This window comes from Methanolobus psychrotolerans, from assembly GCF_002243045.1.
GTDB lineage: Archaea > Halobacteriota > Methanosarcinia > Methanosarcinales > Methanosarcinaceae > Methanolobus > Methanolobus psychrotolerans.
Genome location: NZ_MBKP01000005.1, coordinates 101,621 through 126,434 on the forward strand (window position 1 = coordinate 101,621; position 24,814 = coordinate 126,434).

General features: G+C 42.4%; 27 protein-coding genes. 12 read left to right on the forward strand and 15 right to left on the reverse strand.

The window, feature by feature from the left end; all coding sequences use genetic code 11:
• Positions 1-25 precede the first annotated feature (25 nt).
• Positions 26-742, forward strand: coding sequence for a protease inhibitor I42 family protein (locus BB781_RS02820; RefSeq protein ID WP_164997758.1), 717 nt, complete (start codon positions 26-28; stop codon positions 740-742).
• Between the two features lie 47 nt (positions 743-789).
• Here BB781_RS02820 and upp read toward each other — a convergent pair whose 3' ends face one another.
• Both upp and BB781_RS02830 read right to left on the reverse strand, forming a co-directional pair.
• Positions 790-1,488 carry a uracil phosphoribosyltransferase gene (upp, locus tag BB781_RS02825; RefSeq protein WP_094226990.1) on the reverse strand — a complete coding sequence of 233 codons (699 nt, stop codon included), beginning with the start codon at positions 1,486-1,488 and terminating at the stop codon, positions 790-792.
• Between the two features lie 33 nt (positions 1,489-1,521).
• On the reverse strand, positions 1,522-2,760 hold the full coding sequence (locus BB781_RS02830) for a uracil-xanthine permease family protein (RefSeq protein ID WP_094227039.1): 1,239 nt from the start codon (positions 2,758-2,760) through the stop codon (positions 1,522-1,524).
• 225 nt (positions 2,761-2,985) lie between these two features.
• Between BB781_RS02830 and BB781_RS02835 the strand changes: the two genes are divergently transcribed.
• The 6 genes from BB781_RS02835 to BB781_RS02860 all read left to right on the forward strand — a co-directional run bounded on the left by BB781_RS02835 (position 2,986) and on the right by BB781_RS02860 (position 10,369).
• Positions 2,986-3,180 (forward strand): hypothetical protein, encoded by a 195-nt coding sequence (locus BB781_RS02835; RefSeq protein ID WP_094226991.1) that lies wholly within the window; start codon positions 2,986-2,988, stop codon positions 3,178-3,180.
• Between the two features lie 220 nt (positions 3,181-3,400).
• A complete protein-coding gene (locus tag BB781_RS02840; RefSeq protein WP_094226992.1) occupies positions 3,401-5,512 on the forward strand; it encodes a M4 family metallopeptidase in 2,112 nt (703 codons plus the stop codon).
• On the forward strand, positions 5,509-6,861 hold the full coding sequence (locus BB781_RS02845) for a PqqD family peptide modification chaperone (protein WP_094226993.1): 1,353 nt from the start codon (positions 5,509-5,511) through the stop codon (positions 6,859-6,861). Before BB781_RS02840 ends, BB781_RS02845 begins: the two co-directional genes overlap by 4 nt.
• A gap of 103 nt (positions 6,862-6,964) precedes the next feature.
• Positions 6,965-9,046 (forward strand): adenosylcobalamin-dependent ribonucleoside-diphosphate reductase, encoded by a 2,082-nt coding sequence (locus tag BB781_RS02850; protein ID WP_094226994.1) that lies wholly within the window; start codon positions 6,965-6,967, stop codon positions 9,044-9,046.
• Positions 9,047-9,311: 265 nt separating this feature from the next.
• Complete coding sequence (locus BB781_RS02855) at positions 9,312-9,944, forward strand: class I SAM-dependent methyltransferase (RefSeq protein WP_094226995.1); 633 nt, start codon at positions 9,312-9,314, stop codon at positions 9,942-9,944.
• Positions 9,945-10,192: 248 nt separating this feature from the next.
• The gene (locus BB781_RS02860) at positions 10,193-10,369 is read left to right on the forward strand and encodes a 4Fe-4S binding protein (protein ID WP_094227040.1); all 177 of its coding nucleotides are present in this window, start codon (positions 10,193-10,195) and stop codon (positions 10,367-10,369) included.
• A gap of 13 nt (positions 10,370-10,382) precedes the next feature.
• Here the strand turns inward: BB781_RS02860 and sfsA are convergent, their stop codons facing one another.
• The 3 genes from sfsA to BB781_RS02875 form a co-directional block, all read right to left on the reverse strand.
• Positions 10,383-11,129: a DNA/RNA nuclease SfsA gene (sfsA, locus tag BB781_RS02865; RefSeq protein ID WP_094226996.1), complete on the reverse strand. Its 747-nt coding sequence runs from the start codon at positions 11,127-11,129 to the stop codon at positions 10,383-10,385.
• Positions 11,130-11,639: 510 nt separating this feature from the next.
• On the reverse strand, positions 11,640-12,317 hold the full coding sequence (locus BB781_RS02870; protein ID WP_129582615.1) for a hypothetical protein: 678 nt from the start codon (positions 12,315-12,317) through the stop codon (positions 11,640-11,642).
• 160 nt (positions 12,318-12,477) lie between these two features.
• Complete coding sequence (locus tag BB781_RS02875) at positions 12,478-13,086, reverse strand: hypothetical protein (RefSeq protein WP_094226998.1); 609 nt, start codon at positions 13,084-13,086, stop codon at positions 12,478-12,480.
• A 104-nt stretch (positions 13,087-13,190) separates the two neighbouring features.
• Between BB781_RS02875 and BB781_RS02880 the strand changes: the two genes are divergently transcribed.
• Entirely contained in the window at positions 13,191-13,535 is a 345-nt protein-coding gene (locus tag BB781_RS02880; protein ID WP_094226999.1) for a hypothetical protein, read from the forward strand.
• A gap of 487 nt (positions 13,536-14,022) precedes the next feature.
• Here BB781_RS02880 and BB781_RS02890 read toward each other — a convergent pair whose 3' ends face one another.
• Together BB781_RS02890 and BB781_RS02895 are read right to left on the reverse strand one after the other, a co-directional pair.
• The gene (locus tag BB781_RS02890) at positions 14,023-15,129 is read right to left on the reverse strand and encodes an FIST signal transduction protein (protein ID WP_094227001.1); all 1,107 of its coding nucleotides are present in this window, start codon (positions 15,127-15,129) and stop codon (positions 14,023-14,025) included.
• A 4-nt stretch (positions 15,130-15,133) separates the two neighbouring features.
• The gene (locus BB781_RS02895) at positions 15,134-15,343 is read right to left on the reverse strand and encodes a hypothetical protein (protein ID WP_094227002.1); all 210 of its coding nucleotides are present in this window, start codon (positions 15,341-15,343) and stop codon (positions 15,134-15,136) included.
• A 392-nt stretch (positions 15,344-15,735) separates the two neighbouring features.
• Here BB781_RS02895 and BB781_RS02900 point away from each other — a divergent pair, with 392 nt between their 5' ends.
• Both BB781_RS02900 and BB781_RS02905 read left to right on the forward strand, forming a co-directional pair.
• Complete coding sequence (locus BB781_RS02900; RefSeq protein WP_340637504.1) at positions 15,736-16,161, forward strand: HIT family protein; 426 nt, start codon at positions 15,736-15,738, stop codon at positions 16,159-16,161.
• A 53-nt stretch (positions 16,162-16,214) separates the two neighbouring features.
• Positions 16,215-16,397 carry a helix-turn-helix domain-containing protein gene (locus BB781_RS02905; RefSeq protein WP_094227004.1) on the forward strand — a complete coding sequence of 61 codons (183 nt, stop codon included), beginning with the start codon at positions 16,215-16,217 and terminating at the stop codon, positions 16,395-16,397.
• Positions 16,398-16,494: 97 nt separating this feature from the next.
• On the opposite strand, the gene BB781_RS02910 is transcribed toward BB781_RS02905, so the two are convergent.
• Positions 16,495-16,887: a secondary thiamine-phosphate synthase enzyme YjbQ gene (locus BB781_RS02910; protein WP_094227005.1), complete on the reverse strand. Its 393-nt coding sequence runs from the start codon at positions 16,885-16,887 to the stop codon at positions 16,495-16,497.
• 131 nt (positions 16,888-17,018) lie between these two features.
• Entirely contained in the window at positions 17,019-18,281 is a 1,263-nt protein-coding gene (locus BB781_RS02915) for a diaminopimelate decarboxylase (RefSeq protein ID WP_094227006.1), read from the reverse strand.
• Positions 18,282-18,542: 261 nt separating this feature from the next.
• Between BB781_RS02915 and BB781_RS02920 the strand changes: the two genes are divergently transcribed.
• Both BB781_RS02920 and BB781_RS02925 read left to right on the forward strand, forming a co-directional pair.
• The gene (locus tag BB781_RS02920) at positions 18,543-19,055 is read left to right on the forward strand and encodes an Hsp20/alpha crystallin family protein (protein ID WP_094227007.1); all 513 of its coding nucleotides are present in this window, start codon (positions 18,543-18,545) and stop codon (positions 19,053-19,055) included.
• Between the two features lie 196 nt (positions 19,056-19,251).
• The gene (locus BB781_RS02925; RefSeq protein WP_094227008.1) at positions 19,252-19,956 is read left to right on the forward strand and encodes a pirin family protein; all 705 of its coding nucleotides are present in this window, start codon (positions 19,252-19,254) and stop codon (positions 19,954-19,956) included.
• A 515-nt stretch (positions 19,957-20,471) separates the two neighbouring features.
• Here BB781_RS02925 and BB781_RS02930 read toward each other — a convergent pair.
• From BB781_RS02930 to BB781_RS02955, 6 genes are all read right to left on the reverse strand, one after another.
• Positions 20,472-21,071 (reverse strand): HemK2/MTQ2 family protein methyltransferase, encoded by a 600-nt coding sequence (locus BB781_RS02930; RefSeq protein ID WP_094227009.1) that lies wholly within the window; start codon positions 21,069-21,071, stop codon positions 20,472-20,474.
• 13 nt (positions 21,072-21,084) lie between these two features.
• Entirely contained in the window at positions 21,085-21,894 is an 810-nt protein-coding gene (rsmA, locus tag BB781_RS02935) for a 16S rRNA (adenine(1518)-N(6)/adenine(1519)-N(6))-dimethyltransferase RsmA (RefSeq protein ID WP_094227010.1), read from the reverse strand.
• A gap of 14 nt (positions 21,895-21,908) precedes the next feature.
• Positions 21,909-22,505, reverse strand: a complete 597-nt coding sequence (locus BB781_RS02940; RefSeq protein ID WP_094227011.1) for a DUF655 domain-containing protein — start codon at positions 22,503-22,505, stop codon at positions 21,909-21,911.
• Positions 22,506-22,583: 78 nt separating this feature from the next.
• Positions 22,584-22,937 carry an RNA polymerase Rpb4 family protein gene (locus BB781_RS02945; RefSeq protein WP_094227012.1) on the reverse strand — a complete coding sequence of 118 codons (354 nt, stop codon included), beginning with the start codon at positions 22,935-22,937 and terminating at the stop codon, positions 22,584-22,586.
• Positions 22,938-23,081: 144 nt separating this feature from the next.
• Entirely contained in the window at positions 23,082-23,375 is a 294-nt protein-coding gene (locus BB781_RS02950; RefSeq protein ID WP_094227013.1) for a 50S ribosomal protein L21e, read from the reverse strand.
• Positions 23,376-23,441: 66 nt separating this feature from the next.
• Complete coding sequence (locus tag BB781_RS02955) at positions 23,442-24,734, reverse strand: tRNA pseudouridine(54/55) synthase Pus10 (RefSeq protein ID WP_094227014.1); 1,293 nt, start codon at positions 24,732-24,734, stop codon at positions 23,442-23,444.
• Positions 24,735-24,814: the final 80 nt, after the last annotated feature.

The following is a 24,814-nucleotide window of genomic DNA, read 5'->3' on the forward strand; positions in this document are numbered from 1 at the left end:
GGAAATAAACGAGGAGATGAGATGCTTGAATCATAAATACATTAAGATCGTTGCCGTCATTGCAATGCTTTCAATTACAATCGTAAGTCTTGGATGTGTGGCCACGGATAATAATACCACACAGGAAGAATTACCGGTTGCTGGGGAAAATAATGCAGTTGATGAAATGACTGAGGAAGTACAGCCCATTATGATTTCCTATTCAGAAAATGACAGCCAGAGTACTGCATATGCCCTTAAGGGAGATACCATCATTGTTATACTTGAAGAGAATCCCACAACAGGATACTCATGGAACATGACCGCCAGTGAGGGGCTTGAGCTTAAAGGTGACAGTTATGAACAAACGACAGGAACTGAGGGATTGACAGGTGCAGGTGGCTCACACCAGTGGACATTTGAAGTTACCGATACTGACGACCAAAGCTTATCCGCAGTTTACATGCGCCCATGGGAAGAAAAGACCGGAACTGAAGACACCTTCAGTCTGGACATCATGGTCCTTGCAGAAGACGAATTGATAAAAGGCAGCGGGACAGTTACATACCAGAACCTTGAAGGCGGATTCTATGGCATAATAACTGAAGATGATATGCACTATGATCCCATTAATCTGGCTGAACAATTCAAGAATGATGGAACTAAAGTTGAATTCGTTGCATACTCAAGAGATGACATGATGAGTTTCCACATGTGGGGGCAACTCGTACAAATAAGGACTATCAATGAGATCAGTGAGTAAAAACATATGATCTGTTACCGTGGTAACAGATTCTTTTTTTGTATTTATTATTCCAGATTATGCATCATCGGGAGGAAGGAAATGTTGATAGGCTCACCAAATGCCCTGTCACCCGCATCCCCAAGACCCGGCAGGATGTAACCATTATCATTTAGTCCTCTGTCTATTTTGGTCACATATATTTCAACATCATGCAGCTCTTTTTTGATTGCGCTGATCCCTTCGGGAGCTGCAAGTACACCGATTATGACCACCCTTTTCGGATTGCCGCATTCATTTATCGCTTTGATTGTCTTCAGAAGGGTTGAACCGGTTGCTATCATTGGGTCCGCTACTATCAGGGTGTCTTCTTCCTTTATATGCGGGACCTTGATGTACTTCATCTCAATCTCAAAGTCAGGTGCCTTTCCCCTTGAAGCTGATACAATTCCCACCCTTGCATGTTCAAGAGTCTTGATAAGACCTTCCATAAGAGGAATGGCAACCCTAAGCACTGTGATAATGAACACATTGTTCCTGTCACCCGAAACAACACCATCGGCTTTCTCAAGAGGGGTTTCTATCCTGACACGTTTAAAATCCATGGTCTTGGTAAACTCATAACCCATATACCTCCCTAATTTAACAAGACCCTTCCTGAACTTGATGTTCTCTGTTTCTTTTGACCGCAGTTCGGTCAGGACCTCCATCAGGTACGGAGAGTCCTCAAATGAATAAACACCTTCCCATCTTACATCTTTTATCATATTTCCACCTTATTTGAATAATTAATTTTATAATTATTTGAGCAGTTGATCCATTATTATTGCTGATATGGCACCTACTGCCATTCCTGATTCAAGGATACTTGCAATTATCTGCGGGAAATTTGCCAGGAACTCTGCAGGAAGTTGCGGAGCACCAAGACCAAGCACCAGTGAGCTTGCAAGAATGAGCGTGTTCCTGTCATTCAGCTCCACTCTATCCTTTATCAGTTTAAGTCCTGTAACACCTATCATTCCATAGAGTGCGGTTGTCAGGCCACCAAGTACAGGCGCAGGGATAGATGCCAGCAGGCCGGAGAATTTTGGAATAAGTGAGAACAGTATGAGAATGCCTGCACCTATCTGAACTACCTGTACACTGGATACTTTTGTCAGAGCCACAAGGCCAATGTTCTCAGAATAACTGGTAGTACCACATGCACCGAATACACCGGCAATAGAGCATGCAAGACCTTCCGAACCAATACCACGGTTTATTTTCCCGTTGTCTATTGGCAGGTCTGCAATGGTGGATATGGCATGATAGTCGCCCACACTTTCTATAATGCTTACCATGAATGCGAAAAGAAGTATTACTATGGCACTTATATCAAATATCGGAGTGCCCCATGGAAGCAATTTTGGGAGACTGAAAAATGGCAGGCTTTTCACAAGACTGAAATCAACCAGTCCGAATGCTATGCTCAGAATGTAGCCTGCCAATACGCCTGCAATCACAGGCATGGTCCTGAAGGTGCCTTTTGCTTTCAATGCAACAAGTATTGTGGTGATGAAAGTCGCAAGGGCAATGACAGAAGAAGGCAGGATTGTAGTACCGGCAGCATCAGCAAAATAGTTAAAAGAATACTGGACAGCCACATTGGCAAGGGAGAAACCCACAAGCATGATGGTTATGCCTGTTACAAGGGGTGAGAAAAGCTTTTTAAGTTTACCGATGAGCCCTAAAGCCCCGGTCAGCCCTTCGACAATACCACCTACGATCAGGGCGCCTTCCACCGCGGTAAGACCTATTCCCGAACCAATGGCAATAAGACCCGGGATGAAGGCAAAACTTGAACCCTGGACAATGGGAAACCTGGAACCTATAAATGTCTGTAACAGGGTTGCAATTCCCATCGCCAGAAGAACAGCCTGTATCATCACTGCAATATCCGACAATGGAAGTCCTATAGCAGAACCAACAACCAGAGGAACAGTCACAGTCGCACCGAACATCGCCAGCACGTGCTGGAATCCTAAAACGATCCGTTTCATACCAATCTCCATAAAATGATTAAAACGACCTGTATTTCAACTTTGGTGGCCAGACTTCTTCATGGCAAATATATTTACTAATTATTTCAATTATAATTATATTTTTCCGGATAGCATTCTTATTCTGTGATCGATAAACATCAAACTGGGGCACATATCTTAAGTAAATGAACAAGTGAAAACATTTTTAACCGGCAGAGATGATATATTTTTAGGAGGGACACGATGGATAAAATCAAAGAAAAAAAGGAAAAAGAGATAGAGGACATTGAAATTCCGAGTCTTGAGGAACAAATAGATAACTGGTGTACCATACCGGAACAAAATGACGATACAAAAAGTGCAGCAGACCTTGAAATCGATGCCTGGTGCGACAACACCACTGTGGAACATGAAGAGAAGAAAAAGCATAAAAAGTAAATATCCTTTACATTTCTATTTTTTCGATTGGGTATTAAGATAGTTTAAATGTTTTTTGAGAGTAAACTTTATAATTTATAAGCTCTCAAATATAAATGAGAGAGAGAGTCAAAGCCAGAGCTTAGCGGGGGCGCTCTAAGTCTTATGGCTAAGACCATATCCTCAATAAACGAAAAATCAGCAATCCAATTAGTGGAGGCTGTACTCAGGGGAGAGAACTATGTATGAGCCTGTTAAGAAACAGAAAGATGTATTAGAGAATCTTAGGAAAACAGACCCTAATATTGAGATCAAATGGGATGAAAAAACGGGTAGTCCACTGCGGGTAAAGGGAATACTTGCCCGATCAGGGCAGAAAGATCCCGGAAATGCTGCCATGGAATTCATGGATGCGAACAAAGAGCTCTTTTTATTGAATTCTGTGCAAAAGGAGATGCTGCTCAAAAAGGTATATACTGACAGGATTGGTATTCGACATGTCCGCATGCAGCAGATATACAAAGAACTGCCTGTATTTGGCAGCGAAATAATCGTTCACATTGACTCTAATGACAATATAAAAGGAACAACAGGAAAGCTGGCACCAAATCTGGACCTGCCGGATAAACCCAAAATTACAGATGAGCAGGCTATCAAAGCGGTGCTGAGTGATGACAGGAACAATTCCAGGCCACGTTTACATGCAGAACCTACTCTGATAGTACTTTCACAGTTTGTGGAGGAGCCACATCTTGTGTGGCATGTGACCGTTAACGGTACAGACAAAGATCTCGGCGGGGATGAAACACCTGCAAAATGGGAATACTTCGTTGATGCATTAACCGGGAAAATTGTCTGGAAATACAATAATGAGCAGACACATACCAGAACCACTGGTTCCGGAATAGGAAGATATGCGGGTGCGATGACGATTAACACATTACATGACCATGGCACTGCCAAATATCTGCTTGAGGACCAATGGGTGCCCAGCACTGCAAGGATAATAACCCACGATGCCGACGGTGGCTATCCCCCTGCAGCCATTTCTGAAGACGATAACAATAACTGGTCTGCAGCTACTCAAGGACCTGATGTTGATTGTCACCTATATACGAGAATGGTCTATGACTATTTCTTTACTGTACACGGACGTGACAGCTACGATGATGCCGGCGCTGACATGCATATCTATGCCAACTGCGGAGTAAACTGGAACAACGCATCATGGAACGGCAGTTATGTCAAGATAGGCAATGGTGACGGAATACGCTATGATCCACTTTGTGCGCTGGATATAATCGCACATGAATGGACACATGCGGTGACAGGATACACTGCAGATCTTGTATATAGTAACGAATCCGGTGCCCTGAATGAATCCATGTCAGATGTCTTTGCCGCGCTTATAACTGGTAACTGGCTCTTTGGAGAAGATGCCTGGCTGCTTGCGTCTGCACCTGCATCACGCAATATGGAAGACCCTACCAATGGAGGCCTGTACGACCCGGCAAACCCTATAGACAGTGTTCTTGCGGGCCATCAGCCGGACCATATGACAGACAAGTATGTCGGTTTCTCTGACAATGGCGGTGTACATATAAACAGCGGTATCATGAATAAAGCCGCCTACCTGATAGCAACCGGCGGTACTCATCGTGGTATCAGGATATGCGAGGGACTTGGACGTGATGTACTAGGTATTCTTTACTACCAGGCACTTACAACACACCTTGTCTTAAGCTCTGATTTCAGCGATATGCGGGATGCTGTACTTGATTCACTTGATGATCTCTATGCAGCCAATCCACATTACTCACGCTGGAGAGCAAGTATAATCAATGCGTTTGCTGCTGTCGGTATTGGTACAGCGGTCATCTGCCCGCTGATATGCTGGATAGCGCCATTCATCTGCCCACCATCACCACACATCATCTGTCCGCCTGCACCGGGTTTTGTATGTCCGCCTTCTCCATACATCTGCCCGCCCGCACCGGACCTGCTATGCCCGCCCTCACCGATGATAGTATGCCCGCCTTCGCCTTATATCTCATGTCCTCCGTCACCAGGACTTTCATGTCTGCCAGGACCTGACCCACTACCATACATCCCGGATATACGAGTCAGGCTACCGGAAATTACACTGAAAACAGACCTGATAGAAATTTCGGGAATTGGTCATGAAACTGCGGTCCTGTTCAAGGGAAGATCGATCTTGACATTGGGAGATTTCCTGAAGGCTACGGAGAATCCGAAGAAGATCACTGAACTTTCACATGCTCTTGGAATATCAGAAGCAAAGATACACGACTGGAGAAAGAAGACCCTTGTTATGATTGGGGAAATAAAGTGAGTTTTGGGCAAAACGCACCGGGAGCTGCTCCCGGACCTTTTTCTATTTTGGAGAGAAATGAGCTTGTGCCATATTTCCCCTTCAAGATAAACAGGGACGACAAAATATGGGTTATAACAGACCCTTTTACAGGATATGAACGTGAACTGAATGAGGCTGCCTTCTGGCTTTTGAAACTTTGTGACGGGTACAGGACACTTGATGAGATCATCACGGAAATTTCAGGAGCTTATAATGCTGATCGGAAAAATGTCTTTGACATGAGTGCTCCCCTGCTTAAAAAGCTTACAGATGACGGGGTTCTCTGGTGGCGCAGGGAAAGACTGAGCTACTGGAAACTTCCGGCTCCTGCCGGGGTTCTCTGGGACCTTACATCAAGATGCAATCTCAGGTGCAGGCATTGTGTTGTCAGCGCAGGAGAGGCAGGCCGGGATGAGTTAAGCTTTGGTGATTGCTGCAAACTGATAGATGATTTTGCAACCTTCAGCATCCCGCAGTTGATACTAAGCGGAGGGGAGCCAATGATAAGAAATGACTTTTTCGACATTGCAGGATATGCAGCCGAAAAAGGCATACTGATCCAGGTTGCTACTAACGGGACATTGATAGATGAGACTGCTGCACAGCGACTTGCCAGTATAGGTGCCTGTGTGCAGGTGAGTCTTGATTCTTCTGAACCTGCTGTGCATGACAATTTTCGTCAGTGCCCCGGTTCATGGCAGAAAACCATGAAAGGTATTGAACTTCTTATCAAGGCAGATGTCCCTGTTACCCTTGCAGCTACGGTGACCACAATGAACATTGATAATATCCCCCGTCTTTATGAGCTTGCAAATGAAATGGGGATAACGACATTCCGCATTCTCCCCTTTGTTCCTTTTGGACGAGGCAAGTATGCCGATGAACTGGAAGTGGCTCCTGCAAGAATGAGAGAGCTGACCATGTTTCTACATTCTGAAAAAGAGAAGGATGGTATCAATATAGCTCCAATGGAATTCGAGTGCACTTTCAGCCCGCCCCATGGACATGGGATCGATGCCGGCACAAGAATAGGGTGTGATGGTGCGATTTCCTACTGCACTGTCACATCCAGTGGTGAAGTGCTCCCATGCAACTACTTTTCGGGAGCGCAGACGGAGAATGTCAAAGAGAAGGATTTCCGGTGGATATGGGATAATTCACGTTTCCTCAATTATTTCAGAAGCCTGAAAGCCTCGGATGTAAAAGGTTTTTGCCAGGATTGCAACTGGCTTCCCGTTTGCAGGGGAAGCTGTATTGCAGCGAATTTTGCCCACGGAGATATATTCCAGTCGAACTGCCATTGCTGGCTGGTACATCCGGAGAAATGACGTATGTCTTGTTTTAACAACTGATCAAGGACTTTTTTATTACTTTCAACCGTCAAAGTTGAGTAGGAATGAGTATCAATTCTAATTGGGATAGGGGTACTAGATGGAAAATATAAGGAAAAGGGATGGCAGGATAGTAGCTTTTGAACCTGGAAAGATCAGTTTGGCAATACAAAAAGCCTTTCTGGCGGTGGGGGAAAAGAACGGCGACCTGACAGGGAAAATATCCGGCCAGGTGGTTGAGGCCATTGAAGATACGTTCAAAAACAGTATACCTGATGTGGAAGATGTGCAGGACATAGTTGAGGAAAAACTGATCAGGAATGGATATGCCAGGGTGGCCAAATCTTACATTCTGTATCGCCAGAAAAGAGCAGATGTTAGGGATGCAAAGAAGCTTCTGAGGGTGCATAAAGATGAGCTCAAGCTTAGTGTCAATGCCGTCAGGGTACTGGAAAGAAGATATCTCCTGAAAGATACAGAAAGCAACATCATAGAGACCCCTGCCGGGATGTTCCGGAGGGTGGCAAAGACTGTAGCCTCAGTTGACCGGAGATATGGAGAGGATGCAAAAAAAACAGAAGAAGATTTTTACAGGATGATGGCAAACCTGGAATTCCTGCCCAACACTCCGACCCTTATGAACGCCGGGACGGACATGGGGCAGTTGAGTGCGTGTTTCGTATTGCCTGTGGAGGATTCCCTGAGGGGTATCTTTGGAGCTTTGACCAACATGGCCCTGATACACCAGTCAGGCGGAGGAACTGGCTTTTCATTCTCGGGATTAAGGCCGTCAGGGGACGTGGTAAGGTCTACCAGGGGGGTGGCCTCGGGACCTGTATCTTTTATGAGGATATTTGACCAGGCTACCGAAGTAATAAAACAGGGTGGGAAAAGAAGGGGAGCCAACATGGGCATTCTGAGAGTTGACCATCCGGATATAATCAAATTCATAACATCTAAGGAAAAGGAAGGATTCCTTGATAATTTTAACATATCTGTGGGAGTTACCGACAAGTTCATGAAAGCGGTGGAAAATGACAGGGAATACGACCTTATAAACCCCAGGACTGGAGAAAGCACGAATAAACTCCGGGCAAAGGAAGTTTTCGACCTGATAGTGACCATGGCCTGGCGTACAGGGGATCCTGGTCTGGTCTTTCTGGATGAGATGAACCGTAAACATCCTGTCTCTCATGTTGGTATAATTGAAAGTACCAATCCATGTGGTGAGATACCTCTTCTTCCTTATGAATCTTGCAACCTGGGATCTGTCAATGTCTCCAGAATGGTAAGTGATGGTAAGATCGACTGGGAAAAACTTAGTGAGACCACAAGGCTTGGTGTGCATTTTCTGGACAATGTGATCGATGCCAATAAATATCCTCTGGAAGATATCGAAAGGATCTCAAAGAACAACCGTAAGATCGGTCTGGGTGTGATGGGATTTGCTGAGATGTTAGCCATACTTGCAATACCTTACGATTCGGAGGAAGCCATAAAGACCGCCGAAAAGATCATGAAATTCATAAGGGATGAATCTGTGAAGAGATCAGTTGAGCTTGGGAATAGCAGGGGTTCTTTTCCTAACTTCAGGGGTAGTATGTGGGAAAATAATTATCGATCCATGAGAAATGCCACTGTCAATACAGTAGCGCCTACCGGGACCATAAGCATAATTGCCAATACGAGTTCCGGTATAGAACCAATCTTTGCTTTATCCTTTGTTAGAAATGTCATGGGGACGCAGTTGCTGGAATTAAACCCGATATTTGAGAAAATCGCAAAGGACAGAGGATTCTTCAGTGGAGATATCATGATAGAGATAGCCAGAACAGGCTCTCTTAAGAGCATCCCGGATATACCCGGGGATATTAAGCGTGTATTTGTCACATCACTGGATATTGCACCGCAATGGCATGTCAGGATGCAGGCGGCTTTCCAGATGTACGTCGACAATGCTGTTGCCAAGACTGTAAATCTGCCAGCCAGTGCTACTATGGAAGAAATAAGAAAGATATATGTGATGGCCTATGAGCTGAAGTGCAAGGGAATCACAGTCTATCGGTACGGGAGCAAGGCCAGGCAGGTGTTAGTGATAGATGGTTTGAGAAAAGAGGAGGAGGGAATTGTGGCGGACCTGGAATTTTCAGGAGATACTATTATGGGGGAGTGTACTTTCTAAAGTAGATCTTCAGTTCCTTCAATTGAATTTATCAATTTGGAGTAAGAAGACCACCGTTTTCAAACTCACATTAAATAGTAGATTTAATGGGAGTTCCAGTTCTCTGAACTGGAACAGGTGGATGAATTACGTCCCCTATTGGAACTACAGTTCAAGCTTGTGGAATTAAATCAATAGATTTGATGATGAAGCAAGAATCCACTCTATTTATAGGGTGGTAGTTCACTATATTCTTAACAAGAAGTTATGAGGTTAGACATCTTCCATGCCAAGGATCGGACCCTTTGAAAAGTATACATCCAGATATGATTACTGGTTTGAAGAGAATAGACCTGTCTATGAATCAGAGCTTGAAGCACTGCGTGCTAATATGCCACCATATGCAAAAGGAATTGAAATCGGTGTTGGGTCCGGCAGGTTTGCTGTTCCGTTGGGGATCAGTTTTGGTGTGGACCCATCACCTATGATGATGAATGTTGCCCGCAGAAGAGGAGTGCAGGCAGTCTATGGTGTGGCTGAAAAACTTCCATTTGCAGATTCCAGTTTCGACCTTGCACTGATGGTCACAACCATCTGTTTCCTGGATGACGCTCGATCTGCATTCATGGAAGTGAACAGGATACTAAAAAACAGTGGTTACTTTGTCATAGGTTTCATAGATAAGAACTCACTTGTTGGCAGGGTATATCAGGAAAAAAGGACGCAAAGTGTATTCTATAAGCTTGCTACTTTCTATTCTGTGGAAGAGATCGTGTCCTTGCTCGAATATTCTGGTTTTGATAACGTTTCTTTCACCCAGACTATCTTCAAAAGCATGAAGGATATTGAGAAGCCGGAGCCTGTAATACCAGGTCATGGGAAAGGGTCTTTTGTGGTTGTCAGAGCTCTAAAACGATAGGCTCTTTTCTACTGTCTATTATAAAGGATGCTTGAATTCATGCATATAAAATCGATATCTCAAAAATACTCAATTATTGATTGATACATGTGGATTTTCATTCATAGAATATCCGCAGTCATAAGTGCTTGATTATAGAATATCCCCACAGAATAAGATCCGGCATTAAGAATTAGATAACTATTTATCCAATGATCCCAGAGTCTGTTTGCAGTATTTTTGCAAAAGAGATATCAGGAAGTATAATTATGGCAGCTAGAATTAATAGAGATCTGTGTACAGGATGCGGTCAATGTGTTGATACATGTCCGGTGGAAGCCATTTCACTGGATGACGAAGGAGTTGCGGTTGTTGACGCAGAATTATGTGTGGACTGTGATAAATGTGTAGATGTTTGTCCGGTTGAAGCGATCTCACTTGACTGAAAACTTCACAAGATTATTCGATGATCTCTGGCTTTTTAAAACAAAGAGGGATCTCTGACAGATAATAAATATTATTATCCTTGAAGGTGAACTGCAACGGAAAGATCATTACTCCTTTTTCTGATGCTCTGAGCATTGTTTCTGAAAATTCCGGGTCGATCTTCCAGTTAGGAGTGAAACACTTAGCCTCCGGCCGCAATACCAGCATGATGACCGCTGCCTCGTTTCCCTCGTCAACAACATTGATCAGTTCTTCAAGATGCCGCTTTCCACGCGTGGTCGGAGCATCAGGAAACAAGGCGACCCTGCCTTCTGCCAGTGTACAGCCCTTAACCTCCACCCATATACTCTTACCCTCTTTGAGAATAAGATAATCAAGCCTGCTGTCACCGTACTTCTGCTCAGGCAGGATACTGTCTGCGTTGCTCAGAAAATCAACGATATCGTTCTCCAGCACCCACCCGGATATCTGCCTGTGAAAAGCAGAGTTAATGAGTATCCAGTTACCAGATATCCTGCCTGCTATCATATCCCATGCGGTCTTTCTTTTCGGATTTTCGGCCTTTCGCAAAAGTACCCTGTTGCCGGGATAAAGTACATCAATGAGCCTGCCGGGGTCATGCACATGGACCTTCTCCTGCTTTTTGATGCCGTTGTCATCTATTTCAACTATGGCAAGGAAGCGGTTCGGGCGCTCTATGAGTGTGCCTTCGGTGTCGGTGTGGATTTCGAGGACTTGGGGGTGGGTGTTTGGTGTCATGAGAACTGGTTATGCATTATATGGAAATCTAAATGATACACATGTAAAGAAAAAGTGAATAGGAAATATTTAGAATCTCTGCCTGATGGTATTATGTTGATTTATTTGACTCTGGATGCAGACTACCATCAACGAATTATGAACCGCAGATAAACGCTGATGCACGCAGATATGATACAGTTGTATCATCTATCAAACAAATGCTTAGCAGACATTTAGCTCAAGAGGGAAGTGCTTCCGTGTTTATCCGCATTTATCTGCTGTTTATTAGAAAGTAGAGGATTTCCACAGAGCCGAATTAATATACTATTTTCGACACTGAAGTTATTGAATGTAGCAAAAAATTTTAGCAAACGCTTTATAATAACATCTACATTTCATTTCATCAGATTGTTTCTCAAATTAATACAGTTTTTCAATTAAGGTCGTACTGTAGTCGAGGTAAAATTGGAAGTCAAATTCAGTAATATTACAGGTTTATCAGGCTGATTACAAAAAAACAAATATCACTTAAGCAAAAGCCTTCAATGCTGCAAGTGCCGCCTTCTTCAAGAAACCTTTACATTCAATATCAAGATCGCCATTGTTAAGTGAATAGGACAACTGTCCAGTGGGGTCATCGCTGGAAAGTATCGATCTTATTGTTGTCTCATCGGCTGAAACGGATACGGAGGGGTCGATTCCGCTGGTTGAGGAAACTTCACGGAACTCTGTGATTAAACCATCTTTTGTAACGGCTTTTATCTTCAGGTTGGTGTTATCGTTCTTTGTAATCTCAAGCACTATCACATCATTTCCTGCGACTTTTTTAACCACATCGGGAACCTCGTCGATGCCGTTATTGTAATACACGGTGTATCTTTTCATCTGGCTGTATAGGTCGGTCTTTGCAGGTTCGTTGTAGCTTCCGGTTGTACCGGAATTAGAGCTTGGACCTGTATTTGAACCGGAACCGGTGTTTGAACTAGAAATGCTGTAGGATCTATAGCTTGAAGGTGGTATTGAAGATTTACTGCTATCTGTAACTATGTTTCCGAGTGAACCTAAAACATCGCGTTCACCGATCTCGTCCTTTATGGCACCTGCAACCTCTGCAAGTGACATGTTTGAAAGCAGCAAAAGTATCAGAATTGCTGAACCAACTGTGATAATTCCTTTGACGTTCAACCATTTAGTATCCACTCTCATAATTAAGTAGCATTTATGTCAGGTTTAAAAGGACTATGTCCATGAAAAATGTTGGAATGAACAATTTGTGTTCATTTGAAACTTAACCTGTTGCCATAACCCATGAAACATTTCACATTGTGAACTCTGATTTTATAAAAAAGCTCTGCTGAGATAAAATTCAACGCCTGGCCTTTAGCTGGGAATCCAGCCCGGAAGCAACAGATTTTGCAATCTCTTCAGCAAGGTGGTTCTGGTAAGACCTGTATGTGAAAATACCTTTTGTCACATCGGATAAACCGATGTTACCCTGTGCAAGCAACTGATAGTCATCCGTATCATTTGACGAGAACACCACTGTTTTCACCTTATCTGAGCCTTCAATGTCCAGAGACTGAGTCCTGCCGGTTGAAGAGAATCCAAACAGGATATCTGCATTGCATTTAGAGTATGTCGGAGTATAGAACATCGTCAGATCAACAACGTTCACAAAAGCGAACTGTGAGCCATAATCCTCTTTTATCTCATACGTAAGGGTCACCGAATAGCCGGTTTCTTCAAGAGCGGTTACTATTCTTTTTTCCAGTATCCTGTCAAAACCATTTTCCTGATGGACATAGAGGATTATATTGCTGGACAGAAGACTTTCAGGCTCTCCGCTGGAATAGGCACTGGTTGTTGAATCTGCATTTGTGTTGCTTGATTTTAGTCCGATGTCCAGAAATGTGAATGAAAGCAGGAGCACGATGATTACTGATACTGCTATGATCTGTGTTCTATTGAAATTCAACTGCAATCCTCGCCATGAATTATAATGAAATAGATATGAACTTATTTAAATTCTTTGTTTGATCATACTATGAGACAATCAACGACCTGCTTGACAGGATCGAGGTGGAAGGCGAAACCGACGATCTTGTTGCCAAAGTCACAGACCTCTCACTTGAATTTGAATTTGAATTTGTGACCCCATACACCTCACTCTTTGTAGAAATACCCGAAGCCGAGAAACCCGCCGAAACTGACAGTGTCCATCCCTCTGATATGTATGCATACGAGACAATAGTGATAGGTGATGAACACTATGCACTGACTGCAGGAAAGAAAACGGTTGAAGAAATGATGGAGGAAATTCCCATTGAAGAAGCTGAAGAACCAGCACCCGGATTTGAGGCTTTGTATGCTGTTTCGGGAATTGTGGCAGGGGTTTGGCTGGTGTTGAAGAGGAGGCAGGAGTGAGAAGAAGAGGCTGACTAATTCGTGGATTGAAAATTCGTGATAGATAGGGATGTTCTAACTTGAGCTCCCTATAGTCTTTAGGGGATATATACAATCCGACTTTCCGCAGATGTCTAGAGAAAAACGGATATTTTCCTTTAGCGTACATTTACACATACTTATGTCAACTTGAAGTGATAATAAATGTTACTTCTCAATTGAATTATGTTACTATTAATTGATAAATAATTGCAATCCAGATAATTGGCAAAATTCGAGGACATCTACGGAATATAAGTACAATGCCTGAAAATGTACTTTTTTGCGTGGAACATGCATAATCAAATTTCAAGATTCTATGAGGAATACACTTTTTTAGGAAGTCAGTTCACGTTTAAATTATTCTATAACATTATCACAACGTGTAAACTAATTTATATATTGATTAAACCAAAAATCATTAAAAACTTAAAATTGTTCCCTTATATCGGGAACAAAACTTTTCGGATTATTTAAAAACTATCATAGTAGCAGTCTGGTTTATATGTCCCAGGTATTGTTCTCCATAGGTACTGAAACCAGCCGTGGGTATATCATTGAACACTTCAGCATACTCCTTGCTCTGACCAGTGCTCTCAAGGTCTAAAGTCCGTAGTATACAATTGAAATTGACAAGACCACTGATCTTTCCAAATTCTTCAACTTTCTGCTGGAGAGCATTTGCAGTCTCTTCAACAATATTTGCAGATTCCAGAATGGATAATTCCATACCCTCCAGAATCGAACAATAGAATTTCACATTTGATCCGTCTACTGCCTGAGGACTTCTAACATAAGGTTCATCGTCTATCATTAATCCAAGAGGATTGCTCATGAAATGACTTGAAAGTTCATCCACAGGTACGCCCAGTGCATTTGCATAGGCAACTGCTGCCGGCTCATTGTTGAACTCTATGATCTCCCTTGCAGATTCATTGACCTTTGTTGCTACCAGTACCTTATCCAGCACCTTGAAACTCTGGGTCTTGATTATATCAAAACCGGATTTTACATCCATCAATGCAAGCACAGCTGCTTTATTATAGCTTTTCCCATTCACAAAAACATGTGTCGCTTCAAACTTCAGATCGTCCCCTGCAGAACCACCTACAAAGAAAACATTGGTTTTATTCCCGATGTTCTCCATCAGACTTTCTTCAGCGCAGGTTAGACCGTCAACAAGCACCATACCAAGATACTGCCTGAAATCCATTTCATCCATCTTTTTACCATAGAATGATTCAAAGGAACGAAATGCATCGGAAACATCTACAGCTTCAGAAATACCTTCTATGACCTCTATCTTAACGTTGTTCAGGACTGCAGAATTAAAAGCCATTGCAACAACTGAACCTTTCAGCATTTCACCGCTAATAATCTCTCCAGCTGTTGAACATCCTATTACATCACACCCAGGGAAAGCAGCTTTCATTGCAGCACTTATATCCTCCGGTTCATAATTAGATGATGCAAAGAAAAGAACCATTCTTGGTTCAAACTCACCAAAGATACCTTTTATCTCTTCTACAGACCCTTTTGCTGTTTTATTATTTGATTTTGCTTTTATTATGTTCATTTGCTCACACTCCTGCCAGGCTGACGCCCCATTCTGCTGCAATATTTTGTAATTTATCTATAATGACCGGATCATCTGGAGATGAAGCATCATATTTTTTAGGAATAACACCTTTCAAACACATCTTAGCATTTAACGAAGAGGTTAATCTAGAATCATTGTTGCTTTTTTTTGCTATGATATGATCAATCATTTTCTTTATTTTACCTGCCATGGATCAACACCTTTCTCCAAAGAAATTTGTCCATTATTCATAATCGGATATCACAAAAAGACCGATTTCTTGATTTAGCCAATAAAATAACGGATGTAATATATATTTTCTACTAATATATAAATATTGCACATAATTTAATTTATAGCCCAATAACAAATATCTTACTCCTCTCCTTCTTATCCAGGTAAAACTCCTCTCACCCTATCTTTTAATTACTTCAACGTACTCCTATGTAAAACCCCAATTTTCCTGGCTTCGGCAAGAGTTAAATTCATAATAAATTCTCTGACCTTTTCAATATCATGATACATCTCAACATGATCTCCTTTCTAAAACTCCAACCTGCACCAACAACAATCATTAAATATTCAAACCATCAAAGAAAGAGAATGATACACATGGATTGTCTATTCTGTAAGATCGTTGCCGGGGAGATTCCTTCGCATAAAGTCTATGAAGATGAGTTCGTTTACGCTTTCCTTGACATATTCCCGTGTTCTGAGGGACATACTATTGTTTTACCCAAGAAGCACACTGGAAAGTTCACGGATATGAAGAAGAAGGATGCAGCATCGTTGTTCTTTGCGGTGAACAAGATTGCGAAGAAGCTGGAAAAGACACTTGGACTGGAAGGGATGAACATTGGTATCAACAATGGGGAAATTGCAGGGCAGACTGTGCCGCATGTGCACGTTCATATCATACCCAGACGTGCCGGGGATGGCGAGGGGAACATGCACACTATCGTAGAATTGCATCCGCCAACAGATAATCTTGCAGAGCTTGCGGAAACAATAAGAAAATCATTCGATTGATCACACTAACTGCACAATCACGATGATCACAATCAAACACAGGAGAATAATATATGGTTGACAATGAACAAAAAGTACTTAAAGCACTAAAGGATGCAGGAAAACCACTCAGACCAGGAGACATTGCAGAGGCAACCGGCCTTGAAAGCAAAGAGGTCAGCAAAGTTATCAAAACCCTCAAAGACACAGGAGCAGTCTGCTCTCCTAAAAGATGCTACTACGCCCCATCCGAATAAAACCGGGGCAATTGTTTTTTTAAGTTTTTTAGGAGAGTCTTTCCTTTTACTTTCTTCTCATCTGTTACTGCTTTTCGTTTTGTCTTTCGCTAATAGTTCAGTTACTGCTTATAACTGTCACATTTACCTCTCTTGTCCTGGGACCGTCGAACTCCACAAGGAAGATGCTCTGCCATGTGCCAAGCATGGGCTTGCCACTGATGACTGGAATAGCTTCACTGTTGCCAAGCAGTACAGCCTTCAGGTGTGAATCAGCATTGTTGTCTATGCGGTCATGAGCATAACCTGCATGTGCGGGTGCGAGCTTTTCCAGCAGTTTAAGGATGTCAGAGACAAGACCTGACTCATTCTCATTTACAATGATGGAAGCAGTTGTATGCTTCGTACTTATCACGCAGATGCCATCCACAACCCCGCTATCCGTCACATACTTCCGCACCCTGTCCGTGATATCTATAAGTTCGATTCTCTTTCCGGTTTGTATTTGCATGGCTATCCCCAATAAAAGATATGACTTTTCAGTATTAATCGTGCCGGATTTAGTTTTCAGTTTTTACGCACAGGATAATAGTCACACCGACCCGATGCACCATCTCAAAAAATAAAAGAATATCAGGATATTCATTTAAAGTCAGAAAGTCCGGACATGTCCAGTGTTGCGAAATAGTCATCCACTGTTTCAGCCCTTCTTATCTGCACAAAACTTCCATCAGGTCTCAGGAGTATTTCTGCAGACCTCAGCTTTCCATTATAGTTAAAACCCATTGCATGCCCATGAGCTCCTGCATCATGGATAACAAGTATGTCACCCCTGACAACCTCAGGTAAGAGCCTGTCAATGGCAAACTTATCATTGTTCTCGCAAAGAGAGCCTGTGACATCATAAAGCTGTGTAGCTTCCTCATTTTCCTTTCCAAGCACAGTGATATGGTGATACGCACCGTATAGAGCCGGACGCATGAGATTTGCCATGCATGCATCGGTACCCACATAATCCTTGTATATATGTTTCAGGTGGCGAACAGTAGTTACAAGATAACCATATGGTCCGGTAATGACCCTTCCGCATTCCAGGAATATCTTCAGGGGATGCAGGCCATTGCCTCTGATAGTCTCATCGTATGCCTTCCTGACACCCTTTGCAATGACATCATAAGGCACTGGCTCCTGTTCGGGCTTGTACGGGATCCCTATTCCACCGCCAAGGTTCACGAACTCGAATTTGATATCCAGTTCATTTGATAGCTCAGCTATCAATTCGAAGAGTATTTTTGCAGTCTCAATGAAATACTGAGGGTCCCTTTCATTAGAAGCCACCATTGTGTGCATACCAAATCTCTTGACACCCTTGTCCTTCATCATCCGGTAGCCTGTGAAAAGCTGTTCCCTTGTAAAACCATACTTTGCTTCCTCGGGATTGCCGATGATAGCATTTCCCTCCTTAAGCGGACCGGGATTATAGCGGCAACAGATAATTTCAGGCAGTTCGGCAGTCGCTTCCAGGTATTCAATATGACTTATGTCGTCCAGGTTTATGATGGCGCCCAGTTCCTTTGCCTTGATGAACTCCTCTGCAGGAGTGTCGTTGGAGCTGAACATGATATTCTCGCCAACTATGCCTGTCTTTTCCGCAAGCAAAAGCTCTGGCAGGGAACTACAGTCAGCACCAAAACCCTCCGCCTGGAGCAATTTCATGATATAAGGATTTGGAAGGGCCTTCACAGCGAAATATTCCTTGAAACCGTTTACTTCACTGAATGCTTCCTTGAGTTTCCTTGCATTCTCAATGATACCCTTCTCATCGTAAAGGTGAAAAGGAGTGGGGTACTTTTCCATAATCTTTTTTATCTTTTCCTTTGTGAACGGAAGTTGCTTTGGCACCATTTGTCTCCCTCTTTTACTTCAGTATTTATTCAGTATTTATTCAGTATTATTTTGTTCCTTAAAACTCGGTCTACGGATAAATAGTTGATTGGAAAATACCGGACCGCATCAGGCTGACATTACATCCTTGTCTTTTTTAGAACGCAGAGTATTTATAGAGCTTGTTCGCATATAATAAAACAATCGGGGATTATCTGGTAACGTACAGTTTACAAATGAACAGTTTACGAATACCTGAGTTTACAATAAGAGGATAAAGGAATGAATGACAAAGATCATTACTCCGGTGATGAAGACTCGCATGACAAGATAACAAGCATCGACGAACTGATAGAGCACATTATGAAACTGTTCTCTGCCAGCATAGCTCAAAGCAGCAGCAAACCGGTAATACATGGTTTTACAATAATCAGCCAGTCCGGTAAAAAACCAGCTGTTTTCAGCTTTAAGAACAATAGGGAAATGGAACCGTTGGACTATGAGGATGATGAAGACGAAAGTGAGGGAGAACTCTATATATTTAAACAGGAGCCTTTCATTGATGTCTTTGAAGCAGATGATAAAGTATTCCTGCTGGCAGATCTCGGGGTTGAAGAAGATCAGATAGAATATCACCCTGATAAGTCCCATGTGGAAATAACTGTAATTACCAGTGGCACAGGTTACTCCAGGGTCATAGACCTTCCATGCAATGTTGATCCTGCAAGCATGATATCATGCTACAGGAACGGCGTACTTGAACTTGTGTTCGAACATGCCGCCAACACAGAATAAGCGGCACCTTTTATATTTTATACTTTAAATCTGTTTTGATTATCCTGGTGATTTTTGGATTACATGTATCTGTTTTACAATTATCTGTTCCAGATAAAGCCAGTTGGCATAACCATTAAGACATCCTGGGACATGGCTGACAGTCAAATACTTAAACACCTATGTCAGATTAACCAGAAAACCAAGGAAAATTATTATGATCAGGATAGTTAAATCAGAAGAAAGATATTTTGTGGATAACGAATCAGTAAACAGTTACTGGCTCTTTTCTTATTCAGGTTATATGGACATGAAAAATACTCATTTTGGGGACATTAAGGTCTTTAACGATGAAGCATTAAAAGCAGGAAAGGTGTTCAAACCGGAAACTGTTTCCGATAAGGAAATACTAACCATTGTTCTTGAAGGGGAACTTATCCACGAAGACAGCACAGGATGCAAAGAAGTCCTGAAAGCCGGTGACGTGCAGGTCCTGTCAGCCGGTGAGGGGGTGACTTTTACAGGAACAAACATTTCAGAAAAGGACACACACTTTTGCAGGATGTGGATACAGCCTTTGAGGCTGAACATGGAGCCAACATGCAGACACAAGAACTTTGATGCAGCTTCCTGTAAAAATAGCCTCCTTCCTATAGCTTCCGGGCAGGGTTTTTCAGATGCCCTTAAAATACGAGCTAATGCAACTGCCTACATGGCAAAACTTGATCAGGGAGAAATGGTCGATCTTCTCACAGACCTTTCAAGACATGTTTTCATCTATGTTCTTGAGGGAGAGGTCACCGTATGCGGACAAAAACTAGAGGAATTTGATCAGGTCCGTATAAACCAGAACGATACGGTAGTTGTGCAGGCAGAGACTGATGCCTTTTTCATACTAGTGGATGCTGCAGGAAACTCCTGAAGAGGTCCCCCAGCTCCTATAATTTAAGTGCATATGAGATCTACACTTCGTATCAAGAATATAAACGGAATTGAATATTGGTATGAAGACATTCCATACTATGACGCTGAAAAGAAACAGATCTGTCACTGATCCAAATACCTTGAGAGGAATGTTGCCGGGAAACCTGTCAGAGTTCGGGATGCTATGGACTCAAAAGAGGATCTGTTTCTGCTTTCCAGTAAACCGATGAGAACTTACAACTATGGTGAAAATCATGGTATGAGAATTCAGCTCTTTTCCTTAAGTATCCTGACTTGCCATTGGAAAGTCAACATCAGCAACTTACTTGCTAAAGTTGGGGTAGTGGCATCCATCTACATTTATAGGCTAAATGCTCCGAAATCTGCTATGTGGTGATAGCAGCAGTTATGTTCAACAAATAAACAAAGGAGATTATTATATTATTTTTTATATTTAATGTTGATAGAGGGATTGTTTCATAGCTTTTGGGCACTAATAGAAAAAGTTGCTTTTCAGGTACTATTAATCACTTTTCCCTTAATAACAACCAGCTTTTCAAAAGAGCACTTTTTACTGGCTATGACCTGTGAGTTAAAGCCGTGAAGTTCCATTTCCTTCCTAACTTCTTTAATACCAGTAAGTGAGGACACAAGCAGCAAGACAATTCCTTTAGGTTTAAGGTAGGCAGATACGTGTTCCATGAAAGGCCTGATGTCCTTGCGACCATCAAAACCTCCGTCAAATGCATAATTCAGCCACCCTGGTATTTTTTCATCCTCTGATGTCGGAAGATAGGGGGGGTTGAATATTATAATATCAAACTGATGATTGGATTTAAGCCCAGTGAACATGTCAGTTCTGATTACATCTATACTATTGGACTTTGCGCAGCTAGCCGCACAGGGGTTTATTTCCGTTGCAACAAGCCCGATGTTCCGGTTGGCTTTCAAGACGGCAGATACAAAACCAGTTCCTGTCCCGATTTCCAGGACATTCATATCGTCTTTGACTAACTCAAGGGCTGCATCTGCAAGTAAATATGAATCTTCGGCAGGTTCGTATACTTGTTCTGCAAGGTTTACTTTTGCGTTGCGATAACTGATGGTAATCATAAGTACAAAATAACTATTTCTGCTTGTGCGTGAACATCATGTTCGCAAGTTCTGCAAATTGTTCCGGCCCAAGGTTCTCAGGCCTTTTATCAAGCATTTTCTGTGGCAGTTCGTGTATGAATTCCTTCATATCTTCAATGCCAAGGAGTTGTTTGTTCCTGATGATCGAGTTTCTCATTTTTTTACGTCTCTGTCCGAAAACAGCGGTAACGAAATCAAGGAAGTACTTTTCATCAAGTACTTCAAAGTCGGCAGGTCTTGGTTTGATCTCAACGACCGCAGACAGGACTTCAGGTGGCGGGGAGAAAGCTCCTCGGGGGATCTTCATTATTATTGAGGTGTCTGCAAAATAGTTTGCATTCACAGAAAGACGGCTGTAATCCTCTGAATTTGCATGCGCCACAAGTCTCTGTGCGAACTCATACTGGTACATTAGTATTCCCAGTTTAAAATCATATTTGAACAACTTAAAAGTTATCTCGGAAGAAATGGAATATGGAAGGTTTGAAACTACCTTGTCAAAAGGCGGGAAATCAACGTCAAGTACATCTGCGTGGATTATTGTGAGTTTCTCTGAATGTCCCAAACGGTCCTTCAGGACATCAACAAGTTCTGTGTCTCTTTCAATGGCAATCACATGAGCTGCTTTTTCGATGAGTCTTTCTGTCAGGTTGCCAATTCCTGCTCCTATTTCTAGTATGGTTTCATCGGGTTTGATATTGGCAGCTTCAACGATCCTGTCCAGGACACGTTCATCAATTAAAAAATGCTGGTCATGGTATCCTCCTCGGATACCATATTTCCTTAATATGTCATGAACCAAGAAATGAACACCTTTTATTGGCTGCGTGGACGACGTGGAGGTATTGTGAAGAGCCTGTATTTGATATTGTCATCTTTCAGTTCATCGATTATCCGGTTGACAATGACTTTTTCGGGAGAATGTACTCCTCCAACCCTTTCGTGCAATTCCTGCAGGGTCTTGAAAGGTCCTTTCTTCCTTTCATCTATTATGGCCCACATGAGTTTCTTCCCTATTCCCGGTAGTAACTCCAGCATATGCAGTCTGTTTGTGATGGGGTGTGCATCATTGAAGAATTTGATAAACCTTTCTTCATGGTGTTGTACACTCTTTTCAAGAATGTAAGGCAATTCTAACTGAGCACCATGGCTGAGGTCCTTATATGGTATGCGGTGTTTCACATGGTCAATAAGATCCCTGTCGCCATCACCAATGTAAACACGGGATTGAATGTCCGGAACTTTCCCATCTTTAGGTACAAGTTCCATCAGGACAAAGTGAATTTCTCCGACTGCTTGTACAAGAGGTTTCTTTTGATATGAAGGTCTTTTATCGTCAGAACTTCCGTACGGAAGATAATCTAAGATCCATGCATACTCTTCTTTTTCAGGTGGTTTTCCCCTCGCTATCATATATTCCCTCCGGTGGCATACACACTGCTATACATGCAATTTCTCTCGAAATAAAAAAGGGATGTATCAAATATAAATCTAATCCATTGCTTCTTCTACAAGGTTTAGCATTTCGTCAAGCTCTTCTTCGGTAAGTGTGAATCTTTCTTTTGCATAAAGTGACCTGAGCTCATCTCTTGTTTGCGGCATTATGTCCGCTAATCTAATCGCTATCTCAGGTTTCATTTTTTCAAGCTTGAGAAGTTTGTTAACAAGTTCCCTTGCTTTTTCAGGGGTTGTCTTTGAGAACATTTCTGCATGGTTGATAGCTTTGCGCAGTTCATATCCAAGTTCTTCTTCATCTTTGAGACGCTCTTCCATAATCTCGTGCAGCATACCCTTTACTTCGGACAGGGTTAACAATTCTTCACTCAGAACTTCTTTGACTATCATTGGTATACACTCTATGCATTATTTGGATTTTAGGTCATCCGGAGATAACAATACAATTTACTAATCTCGTTAAATGCACCCAATAAAGATATATCTAACGATAAATAATGGTACTTCAGGCATAAGCCTGAAATCTCTATATTCTTAGTATTTCTGTGGTTTAAGGTGCTGTGGAAGGGATATGAGTTCTTTTGTAGCATTTCCGTCCCTTATCTGCAGAAGATAAGCGCGGCCACGCTGACCAATTACCTTTCCGGTCTTTCCCTGAAACCTTGCGTTTGGCATTCCTTTCTGTACGCTTGGGTCGATATCTATGTGAACCATCTGCCCGTTGTCGAACTCCTGGATTGCTTTGCTAACAGGTGAAAGTCCTCTTTCTCTTGTGGTCTTCTGTAATTTGTACCTTGTACAGTGTTTTTCGCCATGTGATGTTGCCATGATTATTTATCTCCATTGATCAAATGATTAATTTTATTATGACTGCTCAAATGTAATATTTATGATTCATATATCTACATTGACTACGTTAAGTTCAGCTACTGTAGCCTGTATCCCTAACAATTCTGTAAGGCTTGGTACAGTTCTTCCCTCGTCTCCGGACGTAAGTTCCTTGACATACAGGCCGCCATCACAGTGTACTTCTATAATGGCATACTCGTCTGTATTCTCTTTGAGCTGCACGTCATGTACATATCGTTTCCGGACAAGATCTGCTCTTCTGTGGGCCACCCTTTGTGGAGTTCTTTGGTGTATTTGTACTCCTATAAGGGAATTTATAGCATCTGCAAGTTTATCTGTGGAAACAGGCTCTTTGAATGTAACTTTAAGGTTATATACTTTATCCGCCTTTGAAGACTTCAAAACCTCAATTACATCTTTCTCTACTATTTTTAGCCCCTCTACTTCCACTTTACCGATGGCGAACTCATTTATCTTCTTTTCCAGTTCCCACGCATCAACACTGCGAATTACAGGGTTCAATGCCTCTACTACAAACGGTCTTCCTGTCCCAAGCATAAGTGCATCAATATCTTCACGTCCGGCACCATGGAACTTTGTATCATTTCCTTTTGTTGCTTTGATGACCTCTGCAGCAATTAACTCATCAACAGACTCTGGATATTGTTTTCCTGTGTTGCTGCATTTCTCACATCCTCTGCCGCCACAGTTTCTGCATGGCCATCTTGTCTGTGGTATTCCCCTTACAAGTTTCCGGTATCTTCCCTGAATATATACTGATCTTACACGGATACTGGTGGATTCCTCGGCAAGGTCCAGAGTTACAACAACATCCGGCCTATCGAACTCAACCTCTTTTTCTGTGCGTGCTGCTATAAGTTTTCCAACTTCACGGTTCATTTCAGTCTTGAACTGTTCAGCCTGAGTAATCCTGCATTCGCTCCACAGTATCTCTTCATTCTCTCCTATCAGACCGCTTACCTTTGTACCTACAAGGAACGTGGAGTATTCTATATCTCCGATACTTTCGACCGCTTTCTCAGCCCAGATGTCAAGCTTATCAAAAATGCCCTGGCATACCCAGCATTTCTCATCTTCACCCTCTATCTTCAAAGTCTTTCTTGCATAGCAGCTGCTTTTTGCGAGTTCTTCCAGTAAACTTTCCTCGCCTGTCTCTTTGAACAGGGCATCTCCTTCCATTGCAAGGCTCAGTTTGACGGCCTGTCCTCTTTCAACGTTGGTAAGGCCAGTAGATAATTTGGCGAACTGCCTGCCCATGCAATGGTCACAGATGGGTCCTTCATTGATTATCTTCTTAGCGGTTTCAAGTATGCTCATTGGATCACTTAAGCCTCTTATATTTATAACCTATATCTATAGTTTCCCCGGTACTTGCACAGATGGATACTATCTAATAT

Excerpts from the sequence above, each read along its gene's own strand:
- BB781_RS02870 (WP_129582615.1), bottom strand. The coding sequence starts at position 12,317 with ATGAGAGTGGATACTAAATGGTTGAACGTCAAAGGAATTATCACAGTT.
- BB781_RS02900 (WP_340637504.1), top strand. The coding sequence starts at position 15,736 with ATGATACACATGGATTGTCTATTCTGTAAGATCGTTGCCGGGGAGATT.
- BB781_RS02855 (WP_094226995.1), top strand. The coding sequence starts at position 9,312 with ATGCCAAGGATCGGACCCTTTGAAAAGTATACATCCAGATATGATTAC.
- BB781_RS02920 (WP_094227007.1), top strand. The coding sequence starts at position 18,543 with ATGAATGACAAAGATCATTACTCCGGTGATGAAGACTCGCATGACAAG.
- BB781_RS02945 (WP_094227012.1), bottom strand. The coding sequence starts at position 22,937 with ATGATAGTCAAAGAAGTTCTGAGTGAAGAATTGTTAACCCTGTCCGAA.
- BB781_RS02850 (WP_094226994.1), top strand. The coding sequence starts at position 6,965 with ATGGAAAATATAAGGAAAAGGGATGGCAGGATAGTAGCTTTTGAACCT.
- BB781_RS02955 (WP_094227014.1), bottom strand. The coding sequence starts at position 24,734 with ATGAGCATACTTGAAACCGCTAAGAAGATAATCAATGAAGGACCCATC.
- BB781_RS02905 (WP_094227004.1), top strand. The coding sequence starts at position 16,215 with ATGGTTGACAATGAACAAAAAGTACTTAAAGCACTAAAGGATGCAGGA.
- BB781_RS02950 (WP_094227013.1), bottom strand. The coding sequence starts at position 23,375 with ATGGCAACATCACATGGCGAAAAACACTGTACAAGGTACAAATTACAG.
- BB781_RS02930 (WP_094227009.1), bottom strand. The coding sequence starts at position 21,071 with ATGATTACCATCAGTTATCGCAACGCAAAAGTAAACCTTGCAGAACAA.
- BB781_RS02925 (WP_094227008.1), top strand. The coding sequence starts at position 19,252 with ATGATCAGGATAGTTAAATCAGAAGAAAGATATTTTGTGGATAACGAA.
- BB781_RS02840 (WP_094226992.1), top strand. The coding sequence starts at position 3,401 with ATGTATGAGCCTGTTAAGAAACAGAAAGATGTATTAGAGAATCTTAGG.
- upp (WP_094226990.1), bottom strand. The coding sequence starts at position 1,488 with ATGATAAAAGATGTAAGATGGGAAGGTGTTTATTCATTTGAGGACTCT.
- BB781_RS02835 (WP_094226991.1), top strand. The coding sequence starts at position 2,986 with ATGGATAAAATCAAAGAAAAAAAGGAAAAAGAGATAGAGGACATTGAA.
- BB781_RS02910 (WP_094227005.1), bottom strand. The coding sequence starts at position 16,887 with ATGCAAATACAAACCGGAAAGAGAATCGAACTTATAGATATCACGGAC.
- BB781_RS02915 (WP_094227006.1), bottom strand. The coding sequence starts at position 18,281 with ATGGTGCCAAAGCAACTTCCGTTCACAAAGGAAAAGATAAAAAAGATT.
- BB781_RS02940 (WP_094227011.1), bottom strand. The coding sequence starts at position 22,505 with ATGATAGCGAGGGGAAAACCACCTGAAAAAGAAGAGTATGCATGGATC.
- BB781_RS02830 (WP_094227039.1), bottom strand. The coding sequence starts at position 2,760 with ATGAAACGGATCGTTTTAGGATTCCAGCACGTGCTGGCGATGTTCGGT.
- BB781_RS02860 (WP_094227040.1), top strand. The coding sequence starts at position 10,193 with ATGGCAGCTAGAATTAATAGAGATCTGTGTACAGGATGCGGTCAATGT.
- BB781_RS02890 (WP_094227001.1), bottom strand. The coding sequence starts at position 15,129 with ATGAACATAATAAAAGCAAAATCAAATAATAAAACAGCAAAAGGGTCT.
- sfsA (WP_094226996.1), bottom strand. The coding sequence starts at position 11,129 with ATGACACCAAACACCCACCCCCAAGTCCTCGAAATCCACACCGACACC.
- BB781_RS02895 (WP_094227002.1), bottom strand. The coding sequence starts at position 15,343 with ATGGCAGGTAAAATAAAGAAAATGATTGATCATATCATAGCAAAAAAA.